At 64.9% G+C, this 13,351-nt stretch carries 13 protein-coding genes and 1 pseudogene; 7 read left to right on the top strand and 7 right to left on the bottom strand.

The window, feature by feature from the left end; all coding sequences use genetic code 11:
* Nucleotides 1-101: 101 nt before the first annotated feature.
* On the bottom strand, nucleotides 102-905 hold the full coding sequence (gene ppgK / locus LQ144_RS05990) for a polyphosphate--glucose phosphotransferase (protein ID WP_230117657.1): 804 nt from the start codon (nucleotides 903-905) through the stop codon (nucleotides 102-104).
* Between the two features lie 84 nt (nucleotides 906-989).
* Nucleotides 990-1,868, bottom strand: coding sequence for a type I methionyl aminopeptidase (gene map / locus LQ144_RS05985; RefSeq protein WP_230117656.1), 879 nt, complete (start codon nucleotides 1,866-1,868; stop codon nucleotides 990-992).
* A 126-nt stretch (nucleotides 1,869-1,994) separates the two neighbouring features.
* Between map and LQ144_RS05980 the strand changes: the two genes are divergently transcribed.
* Entirely contained in the window at nucleotides 1,995-2,159 is a 165-nt protein-coding gene (locus tag LQ144_RS05980) for an SPOR domain-containing protein (RefSeq protein WP_230117655.1), read from the top strand.
* Nucleotides 2,160-2,196: 37 nt separating this feature from the next.
* Here the strand turns inward: LQ144_RS05980 and panB are convergent, their stop codons facing one another.
* The gene (gene panB, locus LQ144_RS05975) at nucleotides 2,197-3,102 is read right to left on the bottom strand and encodes a 3-methyl-2-oxobutanoate hydroxymethyltransferase (protein WP_230117654.1); all 906 of its coding nucleotides are present in this window, start codon (nucleotides 3,100-3,102) and stop codon (nucleotides 2,197-2,199) included.
* 262 nt (nucleotides 3,103-3,364) lie between these two features.
* On the opposite strand from panB, the gene glnA (LQ144_RS05970) reads away from it, so the two are divergent.
* From glnA (LQ144_RS05970) to LQ144_RS05950, 5 genes are all read left to right on the top strand, one after another.
* The gene (glnA, locus tag LQ144_RS05970; protein ID WP_230117653.1) at nucleotides 3,365-4,705 is read left to right on the top strand and encodes a type I glutamate--ammonia ligase; all 1,341 of its coding nucleotides are present in this window, start codon (nucleotides 3,365-3,367) and stop codon (nucleotides 4,703-4,705) included.
* A 9-nt stretch (nucleotides 4,706-4,714) separates the two neighbouring features.
* Nucleotides 4,715-7,726: a bifunctional [glutamine synthetase] adenylyltransferase/[glutamine synthetase]-adenylyl-L-tyrosine phosphorylase gene (locus LQ144_RS05965; RefSeq protein ID WP_230117652.1), complete on the top strand. Its 3,012-nt coding sequence runs from the start codon at nucleotides 4,715-4,717 to the stop codon at nucleotides 7,724-7,726.
* Nucleotides 7,727-7,799: 73 nt separating this feature from the next.
* Nucleotides 7,800-8,231: a VOC family protein gene (locus tag LQ144_RS05960; protein ID WP_230117651.1), complete on the top strand. Its 432-nt coding sequence runs from the start codon at nucleotides 7,800-7,802 to the stop codon at nucleotides 8,229-8,231.
* Nucleotides 8,232-8,305: 74 nt separating this feature from the next.
* On the top strand, nucleotides 8,306-8,821 hold the full coding sequence (locus LQ144_RS05955) for a GNAT family N-acetyltransferase (RefSeq protein WP_230117650.1): 516 nt from the start codon (nucleotides 8,306-8,308) through the stop codon (nucleotides 8,819-8,821).
* A gap of 126 nt (nucleotides 8,822-8,947) precedes the next feature.
* Nucleotides 8,948-9,583, top strand: coding sequence for a hypothetical protein (locus LQ144_RS05950; RefSeq protein WP_230117649.1), 636 nt, complete (start codon nucleotides 8,948-8,950; stop codon nucleotides 9,581-9,583).
* A gap of 144 nt (nucleotides 9,584-9,727) precedes the next feature.
* On the opposite strand, the gene glnA (LQ144_RS05945) is transcribed toward LQ144_RS05950, so the two are convergent.
* Nucleotides 9,728-11,152: a type I glutamate--ammonia ligase gene (glnA, locus tag LQ144_RS05945; RefSeq protein WP_230117648.1), complete on the bottom strand. Its 1,425-nt coding sequence runs from the start codon at nucleotides 11,150-11,152 to the stop codon at nucleotides 9,728-9,730.
* Nucleotides 11,153-11,442: 290 nt separating this feature from the next.
* Here glnA (LQ144_RS05945) and LQ144_RS05940 point away from each other — a divergent pair, with 290 nt between their 5' ends.
* Nucleotides 11,443-11,880 carry an RDD family protein gene (locus LQ144_RS05940; protein ID WP_230117647.1) on the top strand — a complete coding sequence of 146 codons (438 nt, stop codon included), beginning with the start codon at nucleotides 11,443-11,445 and terminating at the stop codon, nucleotides 11,878-11,880.
* 15 nt (nucleotides 11,881-11,895) lie between these two features.
* On the opposite strand, the gene LQ144_RS05935 is transcribed toward LQ144_RS05940, so the two are convergent.
* From LQ144_RS05935 to LQ144_RS05925, 3 genes and pseudogenes are all read right to left on the bottom strand, one after another.
* Nucleotides 11,896-12,276 (bottom strand): DUF3817 domain-containing protein, encoded by a 381-nt coding sequence (locus LQ144_RS05935; protein WP_230117646.1) that lies wholly within the window; start codon nucleotides 12,274-12,276, stop codon nucleotides 11,896-11,898.
* Nucleotides 12,277-12,375: 99 nt separating this feature from the next.
* A complete protein-coding gene (locus LQ144_RS05930; RefSeq protein WP_230117645.1) occupies nucleotides 12,376-13,125 on the bottom strand; it encodes a DUF4191 domain-containing protein in 750 nt (249 codons plus the stop codon).
* Between the two features lie 88 nt (nucleotides 13,126-13,213).
* Nucleotides 13,214-13,351: pseudogene (locus LQ144_RS05925) on the bottom strand (lipoyl synthase); the annotation flags it as partial.

Here is a 13,351-nt window from a genome sequence, read left to right as displayed (position 1 = left end):
CGCAGCCGCCACCGGCTCCAGTGAAACGCATAAGGCGGCAGACATTGTGTCTGCCGCCTTCTGCGTGCCTTGGCCGGAGTGGGTCCCTCCGCCACAGCTAATTATTTTGCCAGCTCGTGCTTCACTGCAATTTCAAGGGCCGCGCCCACAATGCCGGCCTCGTTCTTCAGCTCGGCGGGAACGATCGGGGTGCGCAGCCGCATGTGCGGCAGGTACTCGTCCGCGCGCTTGGAGATGCCGCCGCCGACGATAAACAGTTCGGGGGAGAAAAGGAACTCCACGTGCGAGAAATATCGCTGCAGGAGGACGCTGTACTCCTCCCAGCTGAGGCCGTCACGCTCACGCGCCACGGCTGACGCCTTGCTTTCGGCGTCATAGCCATCGATCTCCAGGTGGCCCAGTTCGGCGTTGGGAACCAGGTGTCCGTTGAAGATGAAGGCGGATCCGATGCCCGTACCGAGCGTGATCACGAGGACCGTGCCGCCGATTCCCGCACCGGCACCATAGCGGGCCTCCGCCAGGCCGGCGGCGTCGGCGTCGTTAATAACCTCCACCGGACGGCCAAGCCGCGCGGTGAGCAGCGCATCGATGTCGGTATTGATCCAGCTCTTGTCCACGTTGGCGGCGGAATGAACCACCCCGTGCTGGATGATGCCGGGGAAGGTCACTCCTACTGGGCTGTCTGCCTCCGGTGCGTCAGGGCGCGCGGACAATTCCTCGACCACCTGCGCCACCACCTCCACTACCGCTGCGGGCGTCGCCGGCTGGGGCGTTGCCAGGCGGAAGCGGTCGCCGATCAGCTTGCCCTTCTTCAGGTCGACGATGCCGCCCTTGATTCCGGTGCCGCCGATGTCGATGCCGATCAGCGGGGCGTGCTTGCGGGTCTTTTCGTCCTTCTTGGCCAATGGGATTCCGTTCGTGGCTGGGTTTGGGCTCGGGCAGGGCAAGGGTCGCTTGCCGGGAGAGTCAGGGGGACGCTACAGGCGGCGTCAGGGAAGGGTGAGGATTTCGGCGCCGGTTTCGGTGACAAGGAGCGTATGTTCGAATTGTGCGGTGCGCTTGTGGTCCCGCGTCACTACTGTCCAATCGTCGGGCCACATGTCCCATTCAATGGTGCCCAGCGTGAGCATGGGCTCAATGGTGAAGACCATGCCTGTTTCAATGACCGTGTTGTAGGCGGGCGCGGCGTCGTAGTGCGGAATGATCAGGCCGGTGTGGAAGGCCTCGCCCACGCCGTGGCCGGTGAAGTCACGGACCACACCATAGCCGAAGCGCTTGGCGTAAGACTCGATGGCGCGGCCGATCACATTGATCTGGCGCCCGGGAGCGACTGCCTTGATGGCGCGGTTCAGCGATTCCCTGGTCCGCTCCACGAGCAGGCGGGATTCCTCGTCCACGTCCCCGACGAGGAAGGTGTGGTTCGTGTCGCCGTGCACGCCGCCAATAAAGGCCGTGATGTCGATGTTGAGGATGTCGCCGTCCTGGACCACGGTGCTGTCCGGAATGCCGTGGCAGATCACTTCGTTCAGTGACGAGCAGAGGGATTTCGGGAAGCCGCGGTACCCGAGCGTGGACGGGTAGGCGTCATGGTCGAGCAGGAATTCGTGGCCGATGCGGTCCAGTTCATCCGTGGTGACGCCAGGCACGATGTGCTTTCCCACCTCCACGATGGCCTGCGCTGCTATCCTGCCCGCAACGCGGATCTTCTCGATGGTTTCAGCGGACTTCACTTCGGAGCCGGTGAATTTGGCCGGAGCGGGCTTGCCGACATACTCGGGCCGCGGGATGGACGCGGGGACTGGCCGCTGCGGGCTGATCGATCCCGGGGTGAGCGTGCCGGTGGGTGCGGTCGAGGCTAAGGAAGGCATAGATTGATCATATAAGGCAGCGCAGATTGCCATGTAAATTTTGTGCGGCCACCGGCCCCGGTTGCGGTTTACGTTACGTGGATCACGCCGGCGGGGCCGGCTGTCAACCGGAAGCGAGGAACGTCGATGCCCGAGTACTGGTACAACGTGAAGACCCATGAGGTGGAAGAGGACGCGATGTCGGACTGGACCCAGCTCATCGGCCCCTACAAGACCAGGGAAGAGGCCGAACACGCGATGGAGAAGGTCCACGCCCGCAACGAGGCCTGGGAAAAAGGCGACGAGGACTGATGCCCGCGAGGACTGAACCTCCGGAGGGACAGATCCTTTAGAACGAGTGCTCCGGGCCCGGGAAATGGCCTGACCGGACGTCGTCGCCGTAAGCCTTGGCCGCATCGCCGAGGGTGGTGCGCAGGTCGGCATACTGCTTGACGAACTTGGCCATTTTGCCGCCGCGGAGCCCTGCCATGTCCTGCCAGACGAGGACCTGGCCGGTGGTGACGTTCCCGGCGCCGATTCCGATTGTTGGCACCTGGACCGCCGCGTCCACTGCTGCCGCTGTCTCCGCCGGGACCATTTCCATGAGCACGCAGAACGCCCCGGCGTCGGCCAAGGCCACGGCATCGTCGATCAGCCGCTGCGCATCGTCGCCGCGGCCCTGCACGCGGTAGCCGCCCAGGGAGTGCTCACTCTGCGGCGTGAAGCCGATGTGGGCCATCACCGGGATGCCGGCCTGGACCATGGCCCGGACAGTTTCGGCGTAGAACTTGCCGCCTTCGATCTTGACGGCGTGCGCCAGGCCCTCCTTCAGAAACCGGACGCCGGTGGCCACTCCCTGCTGGGGGGAAACCTCATAACTGCCGAAAGGCAGGTCCGCCACCACCAGGGCCCGCTTTGCCGAACGCGCGACGGCGCGGCACAGCGGCAGCAGCTCATCAACGGTCACCGGGAGGCTGGTCTCGTTGCCGAAAACGTTGTTCGACGCTGAATCGCCCACGAGCAGGACCTCGATACCTGCCTGGTCGAAGATCTCCGCCGTGTACTGCTCGTAAGCCGTGAGCATTGCGAAGCGCTCCCCTTTAACCTTCGCCTGCTGAAGGTGGTGCGTGCGGATTCTTGGCACAGCCTTTTTGGTGGATTCCGACGACGGCGCTGCGGCCGCCGCGGGACCGTTGCCGTACGGGGCGGGTACTTCAGCGGACATGCTTGCGTCGGGACTGCTGCTTGGGGCCATATGCTAGAGCGTAAACCGAGACCCAACGTCCTAGCTACCGGGCAGCGACGGCCTCCGGGTGATTCCCGTCACAAGCTGTCGCTTGGCGGTGCCCGGCCGGCCCCTTTCAGGCGCTTCAGGCCACCCCTTGTGTTAACGCTGTGTTACGCGGAGCACCTGCGCCAACATCAGGCGTGAATGCTTAGTAAAGTGATTCGTGAGCTGCCGGCGGCTTGGTTAGTGATGGGCCGCGGCGTGAACGTTGACCCGGAGAAGAGGCCTCATGGACCGCCAGCAAGAGTTTGTCCTGCGCACGATCGAAGAGCGTGACGTGCGGTTCGTACGTCTCTGGTTCACCGACGTCGTGGGTTCACTCAAATCGGTGGCACTGGCGCCGGCCGAAGTTGAGGGTGCTTTCGAAGAGGGCCTGGGCTTCGACGGTTCGTCGATCGAAGGCCTGGCCCGGGTATTCGAATCCGACATGCTGGCCCAGCCGGACCCCGCCACCTTCCAGATCCTGCCGTGGCGCGGCGAAACCGAGCAGACGTCCAGGATGTTCTGCGACATCCTGACCCCTGACGGCGAACCCTCCGCTGCGGACCCCCGCAACGTCCTCAAGCGCACCCTGGCCAAGGCCGCCGATATGGGGTTCACGTGCTACACGCACCCGGAAATTGAGTTCTACCTCCTGAAGTCCCAGGAGCCGGGTCCGGACGGCTCCCCGGTGCCTGTGGATGAAGGCGGATACTTCGACCACGTGCCCGGGGGCGTGGCACAGGACTTCCGGCGCACGGCCGTGACCATGCTCGAATCGGTGGGCATCTCCGTGGAGTTCAGCCATCACGAGGCCGGACCGGGACAGAACGAAATCGATCTCCGTTACGCGGATGCCCTCCAGACGGCGGACAACATCATGACGTTCCGCACCGTCATCAAGGAAGTGGCGCTCCAGCAGGGCACCTACGCCACGTTCATGCCCAAGCCGTTCACGGCGCACCCGGGCTCGGGCATGCACACTCACTTTTCGCTGTTTGAGGGTGACGCGAACGCCTTCTACGAGGCGGGCTCCGAGTTCCAGCTCTCCGAAACGGCCCGCCAGTTCATCGCCGGCATCCTCAAGCACGCCCCGGAACTCACGGCGGTAACCAATCAGTTCGTGAACTCCTACAAGCGTCTTTGGGGCGGGGGAGAGGCGCCCAGCTACTTGAGCTGGGGCCACAACAACCGCTCCGCCCTGGTGCGTGTTCCCCTGTACAAGCCGGGCAAGGGCCAGTCGGCCAGGATCGAATACCGCGGCATCGACTCGGCGGCCAACCCGTACCTCGCGTACGCGGTCCTGCTGGGCGCTGGGCTTAAGGGAATCGAGGAGGGCTACCAGCTCCCCGCGGCGGCCGAAGACGACATCTGGTCGCTGAGTTCGGCCGAGCGCCGGGCCATGGGCCACGACCCCCTGCCTGCCAGCCTGCACGACGCCATCCGTACCATGGAAGACTCCGAACTCATGCCCCTGATCCTTGGCGAGCAGGTGTTCGAGCACTTCCTGCGCAACAAGCGGGCCGAATGGCAGGACTACCGGCTGCAGGTGACGCCCTATGAGCTGCAGCGCAACCTGGGCATCCTTTAGGACTGCGCGGTGAGCCTGGCCCGCCGCCTCATTTCGGCCGGCTTCAGCGACCTGGAGAAGGGCGAGAGGTTCCTCGCTGCCCCTGAACTGGAGGGCATCGACCAGGACGTGCTGTTCGCCGGCCTGCAGCTGGCCGCGAGTCCGGACGCCGCGCTGCAGTCGCTGGTCCGGCTGATCGAAAAACACCCAGACCTGAAGAAGCTGGCAGCGGCGGACACCGACACGAGCGAGCCGCTGTACCGCGTCCTGGGTGCCAGCGAGGCGCTCGGTGAGTTCCTCATCCGCCATCCCGAACATCTCGATGCCTTCAATGTGACTGCGAGCCCCGAGCCGGTCCAGGCGGAGCCAGCCGAATTGCGCAACCACTTGCTGAGGTCGGTGCGCGCCGACCCGAAGGCCGCCCGTCCGGTCGCGGGAATCACTGGCCCGGAGGCCTACGAGGCCCTGCGAGCCGCATACCGGCGGGGCGTGGTTGACCTGGCAGTCAAAGACCTCTGCGCCGCTGATCCGCTCGACTTCATGCCGGCCGTGGGCGCCGAACTTGCCGATCTGGCCGGCGCCGCCATCGAAGCGGCCCTGGCTGTCGCCAGGGCTGAAGCGGCGTCGCAGTTCGATCCTGAGGAGGTCGCCGACGTCGCCCTTGCCGTGATCGGCATGGGCAAGTGCGGCGCCCGCGAACTGAACTACATCTCCGACGTCGATGTCATCTACGTGGTCGAGGCCGGGCAACCGGATGACGCCAGGGCCAACACCATCGGCACGGCACTGGCCGCTGGCATCTCCCGCGCCATTTCGTCTCCCGCGCGCGAGCCCGGCCTGTGGGAAGTGGACGCCAACCTCCGCCCCGAGGGCAAGTCGGGACCCCTGGTCCGCACGCTTGACTCGCACCGGAGCTACTACGCGCGGTGGGCCGAGAGCTGGGAATTCCAGGCGCTCCTCAAGGCCCGGACGATCGCCGGTGACGCCGATCTGGGCACGCGGTACGAAGACGCAGTTTCACCCCTCGTGTGGACCTCCGCGAACCGGGAAGGGTTCGTCGAATCGGTGCAGGCCATGCGGCGCCGGGTGACGGAGCATATTCCCGCGGCGGAGGAGCAGCGCCAGATCAAGCTCGGCAGGGGCGGGCTGAGGGACGTCGAATTCACGGTGCAGCTCCTGCAGCTCGTGCACGGCAAAGCCGATGAAACGCTGCGGCGCCGCGACACGACGTCGGCAATCGCGGCCTTGTCCGCGGGCGGCTATATCGGCCGGGCTGACGCGGCCGCGTTTGACCACGCCTACCGCTACCTGCGGCTGCTCGAACACCGCATCCAGCTGTTCCAGCTCCGCCGGACGCATCTGATGCCCGTCAAGGAATCCTCGCAGCGCGCCCTCGCCAAGGCTGTGCTGGGCCCGTTCTCCACCGACCGGCCGCACCCGGACGCGCTCATGGCGGCCTGGCAGAAGACCAAACGCTCCGTCCGGGAGCTTCACGACCGGATCTTCTACCGCCCGCTGCTGAACACGGCAGCCAAGTTGAGCAGTGAAGATGCCCGCCTGACCCCGGAAGCAGCACAGGGCCGGCTCGCGGCGCTCGGCTACCGCGATCCGCAGGGCGCCATGCGGCATATTGAGGCCCTGACGGCGGGCGTCAGCCGGCGGGCCGCCCTGCAGCGGCAGCTGCTCCCCATCCTTTTGGGCTGGCTCGCGGAAGGCGTGGATCCCGACGCCGGACTGCTCGCCTTCCGCAGGGTCAGCGAGGCCCTTGGCACCACTCACTGGTATCTCGGCATGTTGCGGGACTCCGCCGCGGCAGCCGAACGGCTCTGCCACATGCTGTCCAACTCGCGGCTCATCGCCGACCTGCTGGAAGTGTCACCGGAGTCCGTTGCCTGGCTGGGGACGGACAAGGAGCTGGCACCGCTCAGCTTTGAGGCCCAGTGGCAGGAAATCACGTCCAAAATGTCCCGGCACGCGGAGCCGGAGAGCGCCATGCGGCTCATCCGGCTGATCCGCCGCCGGGAGATACTGCGCATCGCGGTGGCCGACAGCTCCGGGCTGCTCGCACAGGACCAGGTGGGTGAAGCCCTCGCCGAAACGGACAGGGCGGCCATCCTCGGGGCCCTGCGGGTGGCCGAAAACATCGTGTCCGCGTCCGGTCCCCTGAAGACCTCGGTCCTGGTGGTAGCCATGGGCAGACAGGGCGGCCGGGAGATCGGCTACGGCTCCGACGCGGATGTCATGTATGTGCACCGGGCGCTGCCTGGGGCCGCGGATGATGAAGCGCAGCAGCAGGCAGCGAAGATTGTGGGCCACCTCTCGAGCCTGCTGACGCAGCCCCTCAGACCCGCCATCATGGCTGAACGTGTACTGGCGGTCGACGCCGACCTGCGCCCGGAGGGCAAAAGCGGCGCGATGGTGAGGTCGCTGGACTCTTACGCCGAGTACTACCGCAGATGGTCCCTGGTCTGGGAAGCCCAGGCCCTCCTGCGCGCCCGGCCCATCGCGGGGGACGACCAGCTCGCGGATGATTTCCTTAAGCTGATCAATCCGATCCGGTACCCGGCGGCGCTGTCCGAGGCCGACGTCCGGGAGATCAGGCGGGTCAAGGCCAGGGTGGAATCAGAGCGGCTGCCGCGTGGCGCCGACCCTGCCCGTCACCTCAAGCTCGGCAGGGGCGGACTCAGCGACGTCGAATGGCTGGTGCAACTGCTCCAGCTCGAGCATGCCGGCCGGCATCCCGAGCTGCGCACCACGTCCACGCTCAGGGCGCTGGAGGTAGCGGCTTCGCTGGAACTCCTCGACGCCGAAGACGCCGGGCTGCTCGCGGAGGCTTGGCGGCTTGCCAGCCGAATCCGCTCCGCCAACGTGATCTGGACCGGCCGTGCTTCGGACCTTTTGCCCTCGTCCCGGCGTGACTTGGAAGCGGTGGCCCGCTGGTGCGGTTATGAGGAGGGGATGGCCACCGCCTTTGAGGAGGACTACCTTCGGGTCAGCCGGCGCGCGAGGGGCGTCTTCGAGAAGGTCTTCTACGGTCAATAGGACGCCAAAGGACGCCGGGAGCCCGAGCCGGCCAAGGGCTGACACGGAGGGGGCCAACTGCTAGCTTGGGCCCATGGCTACCCAAATCTATGTAAATCTTCCCGTCAAAAATCTCGATAAAGCGGTGGAGTTTTTTACGGCGCTCGGGTTCTCCTTCAACCCGGACTTCACCGACGAGAACGCCACGTGCATGATCATCAACGACGACGCCTACGTCATGCTCCTCGTGGAGGGTTTCTTCAAGACCTTCACCTCCAAGGACATCGTGGACTCGACCGGCAGCACCGAAGCGATCATGGCCTTCTCTGTCGACAGCCGCGAGGGCGTGGATGACATGTACCGGAAGGCAATCGCCGCCGGCGGCAAGGAGTCCCAGCCGGTCCAGGACTACGGCTTCATGTACAGCCACAGCTTCCAGGACCTCGACGGCCACCTGTGGGAGGTCATGTGGATGGACCCCGCGGGCCCGCCCGCCGACTCCGGCGAGACTGCCGCGCCGCAATAAGGGCAGCAGGCCGACGACGGCGGCGGTTCCGTCGCGCGTCCCGCCTGCCGTCAGTTCGTGGGTAGGCTCGGACTATGCTTCCCGACGTTTGGCTGATATCCCTCAGGGACCTTGATGAAGATGCCCGTTCCATCCACCTTGGCGAAGTGGCCGGGATGGAACTGGGCCCCGGCCAGGATGACTTTGTCGGCGATCCGCTGCGGATGATGCTCGTTGGCCTGGAGGAAGACTCGCGCCGTCCCTATGTCATCGAAGCAGGCGGCGAGGCTGTGGGCGTGCTGACACTCCAGTCCGGTGCCGCGCGGCTGGCGGGGTGGCCGGACGACGAGTCCGTGTGGCTGCTCCGGGGATTCCTGATAGACCGGCGACGGCAGGGCGGGGGACTGGGCCCGTCAGCCGCTGCCGCAGCCGTGGCGGCTGCCGCTAAACTGACGGCCAGGCTGGGGGGCGGCCAGACCGGCGTCGTGCTTTCAGTCAATGAGCGCAACGGTGCAGGCCTCGCCGCCTATCTGAAGGCAGGCTTCGAGGACCGGGGCCGTTACCTGGGCGGCGAGGCCGGTCCGCAGCGGACCATGTTCGCGGCCTTCTGATTCAGCACCCGGCTTTGAGTCTCGTCGGGCCGTTGCGCTGGCCCGAGTGCGTGCTTACGCTGTGTCTTGGCAGCGCTCTTCAACCTTGTTGGGGGGAAGGCAGTGTGACCATCACGGAGTGCGGAAATGGAACTCGGCGACCCGGAAGGCGAACCAGGCAGGCAGGGCCCGGCCGCATCCCCGGAAGAACCGGGCAGCGGCTTGCGAACCACGGTGGGCCAGGACACGGAGCATGCCCGGGCGCAGGTGAAAAGCAGCCGCGCCAGGAAGCACAGAAGGGTCGAGCTGCTGCTCATCGGGGCCGGTGTGGCTGCCACCCTCATCGCAGCGGCGTACCAGTACTTCGGCATCAGGAGCACACTGGAAAGCAGTACGGCCGCGTCTTTGTATGCCCAGCAGCAGGAGATCGACAAGATTTTCGTGGAGAATGTGGACCTTCAGCCGTACTTTTGGCGCCGCCAGGAACTGCCTGATCCTGCGGCCACCCAGGATCCTGCGGCCAGGCGGGAGGCACAGCAACTGGCCGCCAGGTCTGAAGCCACGGCCCACCGGATACTGGATCACTTTGCCCACTTGAAGTACCAGATGGGCACGCAGGCCTTCACCTCTGAAAGGGCAGACTGGGAGGCTTATATCAGGCGAAGTTTCGCGGAATCGCTCATCCTGTGCCGCGCCCTGTCCGCAGACAAGGAGGCGTTCGGGGGTGCCGGACCCGATTCACTCTGGGGACTTTACGCGGAGGAGCCCTGCCGGGGACTGTGATACTCGGGGGCCCGAACACACCGCGGGAGTACAGCCGGCAACGGCAAGGGCGGCCACCGGTTTCGTAACCGATGGCCGCCCCTGCGGTGCCAGGAGTCCCGTGGACTCACTGCTCACTGCACCCGGTATGTCCCGGGGGTGGGATTAGACGCCGTAGTAGAGCTCGAACTCGTAGGGGTTCGGGCGCAGCGACAGCGGGCGGATCTCGTTCTCGTACTTGTACTCGATCCAGGTGTCGATCAGGTCCTGGGTGAACACGCCGCCGGCCTGCAGGAACTCGTTGTCCTCGGCCAGTGCGTCCAGGGCCTCTTCAAGCGTGCCCGGAGCCTTGGGGATGTCCTTGGCCTCCTCGGCGGGGAGCTCGTAGAGGTCCTTGTCGATCGGAGCCGGGGGCTCGATGCGGTTGCGGATGCCGTCAATGCCGGCCATCAGCTGGGCAGCGAAGGCCAGGTACGGGTTGGAGGAGGGGTCCGGAGCGCGGAACTCGATGCGCTTGGCCTTCGGGTTGGAGCCCGTGATCGGGATACGGATACCTGCGGAGCGGTTGCCCTGCGAGTAAACCATGTTGACCGGAGCCTCGAAGCCCTTGACCAGGCGGCGGTAGGAGTTGACCGTCGGGTTGGTGAATGCCAGGACAGCCGAGGAGTGCTTCAGCAGGCCGCCGATGTACCAGCGGGCCATGTCAGACAGGCCGGCGTAGCCCTTTTCGTCGTAGAAGAGCGGCTCGCTGCCGTTCCACAGCGACTGGTGGCAGTGCATGCCCGAGCCGTTGTCACCGAAGACGGGCTTCGGCATGAAGGTGACCGACTTGCCCCAGGCATCGGCGGTGTTCTTGATGACGTACTTGAACTTCTGCAGGTCATCAGCCGCGTGGGTCAGCGTGGTGAACTTGTAGTTGATTTCAGCCTGGCCGGCGGAACCCACCTCGTGGTGGCTGCGCTCGACCTCAAGGCCGGCTTCGTCCAGGGCAACGCACATGGCGTCGCGCAGGTCGGCCTGCTTGTCGGTGGGGGAAACCGGGAAGTAGCCGCCCTTGACGGGGGTCTTGTAGCCGAGGTTTCCGCCTTCTTCTTCGCGGCCGGTGTTCCAGTGCGCTTCTTCGGAGTCGATCTTGTAGAAGCTGCCCTGCGGGGAGGACTGGTACTGGACGTTGTCGAAGACGAAGAACTCGGCTTCGGGGGCGAAGAACGCGGTGTCTGCAATGCCGGTAGACGCGAGGTAGGCCTCAGCCTTCTCGGCTACGCCACGGGGGTCGCGGTGGTATGGGTCACCGGTGCGGGGGTTCACGATGGAGAAGTTCAGCGCCAGGGTCTTCTCCATGCGGAACGTGTCCAGGAACGCAGTGGTGACATCCGGGATGAGCTGCATGTCGGACTCTGCAATGCCCTGGAAACCGCGGATGGAGGATCCGTCGAAGAGCTGGCCGTTGACGAAGAAATCAGCGTCCACGCTCTTGGCCGGCACGTTGAAGTGCTGCTGTACGCCAGGAAGATCGGTGAAGCGGATATCGACGAATTTAATATCTTCGTCCTTGATGAACTTGAGGACTTCGTCCGCAGTCTTGAACATCTATGCTCCTTACGCATATTTAATAACTGGCTGGAAATCCAAAGTGGTCCAGCGCAATCGTGGTCCAGCGCAGTCCGACAGCGCGAAAACACAAAAGTGCCCCCGCTCCCAGATCGCTAGCAACTGTTACCACCCTAGGGACACGGGATTTCCCGGCCGTGTCCGCTTTGTTTCCGGCACGTTACAGAACCGCTTGATATGTAAACGCTATACGGTGTCCACACTGTGGTCTATCCGCATCCACACTCTGGGCGGTTATTGGCCGGGCGACACCCCGGTAAACTTGGACAGTGGTAGATCGAAGAGACATTGGCTCCTGGCTCAGCGGGCCGGACACATCCGGCATTTCCCAGTACCCGGGGGAGCGCCTCGGGCTGCCGGAGTCGGGTCCGGGGTCCGTCGCGCGGGCCGGGCGGAGAATCCTGGCAATCACCATTGACTGGACCATCGCGCTGCTGATCAGCAACTTCTTTTTTGCCGGCAACTCATGGGCCACACTGGCCGTCTTTGCCGCGGAACAGATCCTGCTGATCGGAACCCTTGGCTACAGCATTGGCCACCGCGCACTGGGAATCCAGGTGGTACGGCTCGGCGGCTCGCCCGCAGGACCGCTGGCGGCCCTTGTCCGTACCTTGCTGCTTTGCCTGGTGGTTCCCGCGGTCATCTTCGATCCGGACCAGCGCGGCCTCCACGACAAGGCCATGGGGACTGTGCTCCTCCGCATGTAGACGGTCCGAAGCCAGCTAGACGTCCGCGGTTTCTTCTGCAGCCGGCTCCCGGAGCCGGCTGCCCTGGGCCGTCGCCCTCGCGGCCGTCGCAAGGTAACCTCGGCGACCCGCCCATTGTTCAAAAAGAACCGTGGTGAAAGGCAAGACGGCCGAAAAGCCGGCGAAAAGCGCTACGAAGAATGGCCAGCGCTGCATGCGCCACAGGAAGAGGGCGCAAACGCCGTAGGCGATAAAAAGTCCGCCGTGAACCGGCCCGGCAATTTCCACGCCCAGTTCGCTGCTTTTGGCGATCCACTTGAGGTACATGCCTGTCAGCAGGGCCGCCCAGCTGAATGCCTCGGCGACGGCCAGTATCCGAAAGATGCGGATGACGGTGTTTCTTGACGGTGGATTCACAAGCTCTCCGGCCTCACGTGGTATCTCGGTATTTCGGACAAATGAAAACGCCCCGGCTGCCGGAGGGAAGTCCGGCCGCCGGGGCGGATCAGGAAAATGCTAGCGGCCGCGCTGGGGGCGGGCCTTGTAGGGATCGATGCCCTTGGGAATGGGGAGCCTCGTGCCCAGGGACGAGATGCGCTTTGAAACGGCGCTGACCTCGATCTTGGTCAGTTCGTTGTTCAGTTTGTTCATCTTCTTCGCGACCTGGCTGATGGGGACCTGGCCCTCGCCGCGGCCGCTCTCGATCACATGGATGGTGACGTTGGGCAGAATCCGGGCCAGCTTCTTGCGCTCCGCATCCAGGAGTGGCTTCACCCGGTGGGTCGGGCCTTCGCTGACGAGCACGACGCCGGGTCGGCCGATGGCGCGGAAGACGGCGTCCTGGGTCCGCGGGTTAACGGCCACGGGCTGCTCCTCGGTGATCCAGCCGCGCTTCAGCGTGCTGAGTGCAGCGCCGGATGCACCGGGCTGATTCTCGATCTGGGCGAAAGCCGCACGTTCGGCGCGCCGCGACAGGATGAAGGTAGCCGCGAGCAGACCCAGCGGGATGCCGATAATCAGGCCGGTAACCCAGTTTTCCAGCACCAGGCCAATGATGAGGCTGATGGCGACAACGCCCAGGAACGCCAGCAGCATGAGCCACGGAACCATCGGATCGTGGCGGCGGGTCATGTTGAAGACTTCGCTTATCTGCTTGAGCCGGTTGGGCTTCTGGGCCTTCGCCTCTTTCGGCTTGCGCGCGAAGAGGGCACGCTTGCGGGCAACAGGAGCCGGAGTGTCGTTACTGGAATCAGGGGATTTCGCCATAGTGCCTTAATTCTACGTGATTTACGACAAAGGGCCGGACGCCGGAAGCTCCGGTGTCCGGCCCTTTGCCGCAGGGAGACGGCTGGTGCTAGGAGTGCGCTGCGAGCAGCGAGCTGGCTTCCTGGCGGGTGCTGCCGGAGCTTTCGATGTGTGCCAGTTCGGCGGGGATTTCCCAGCCTTTCTTGCGCATCGCGGTGGCCCAGAGCCGGCCGGCACGGTAGGAGGA

It is taken from the genome of Arthrobacter sp. Bi83 (assembly GCF_918698095.1).
In the GTDB taxonomy this organism is placed as follows: domain Bacteria; phylum Actinomycetota; class Actinomycetes; order Actinomycetales; family Micrococcaceae; genus Arthrobacter.
Note: the sequence above shows the minus strand (reverse complement) of the source record. Positions and strands in the feature narration are given on the sequence as shown.

What these genes read in the sequence shown, in the direction of transcription:
- map (WP_230117656.1), bottom strand. Translation starts at nt 1,868, where the DNA reads ATGCCTTCCTTAGCCTCGACCGCACCCACCGGCACGCTCACCCCGGGA.
- panB (WP_230117654.1), bottom strand. Translation starts at nt 3,102, where the DNA reads ATGGCCCCAAGCAGCAGTCCCGACGCAAGCATGTCCGCTGAAGTACCC.
- glnA (WP_230117653.1), top strand. Translation starts at nt 3,365, where the DNA reads ATGGACCGCCAGCAAGAGTTTGTCCTGCGCACGATCGAAGAGCGTGAC.
- glnA (WP_230117648.1), bottom strand. Translation starts at nt 11,152, where the DNA reads ATGTTCAAGACTGCGGACGAAGTCCTCAAGTTCATCAAGGACGAAGAT.
- LQ144_RS05955 (WP_230117650.1), top strand. Translation starts at nt 8,306, where the DNA reads ATGCTTCCCGACGTTTGGCTGATATCCCTCAGGGACCTTGATGAAGAT.
- LQ144_RS05980 (WP_230117655.1), top strand. Translation starts at nt 1,995, where the DNA reads ATGCCCGAGTACTGGTACAACGTGAAGACCCATGAGGTGGAAGAGGAC.
- LQ144_RS05930 (WP_230117645.1), bottom strand. Translation starts at nt 13,125, where the DNA reads ATGGCGAAATCCCCTGATTCCAGTAACGACACTCCGGCTCCTGTTGCC.
- LQ144_RS05950 (WP_230117649.1), top strand. Translation starts at nt 8,948, where the DNA reads ATGGAACTCGGCGACCCGGAAGGCGAACCAGGCAGGCAGGGCCCGGCC.
- LQ144_RS05960 (WP_230117651.1), top strand. Translation starts at nt 7,800, where the DNA reads ATGGCTACCCAAATCTATGTAAATCTTCCCGTCAAAAATCTCGATAAA.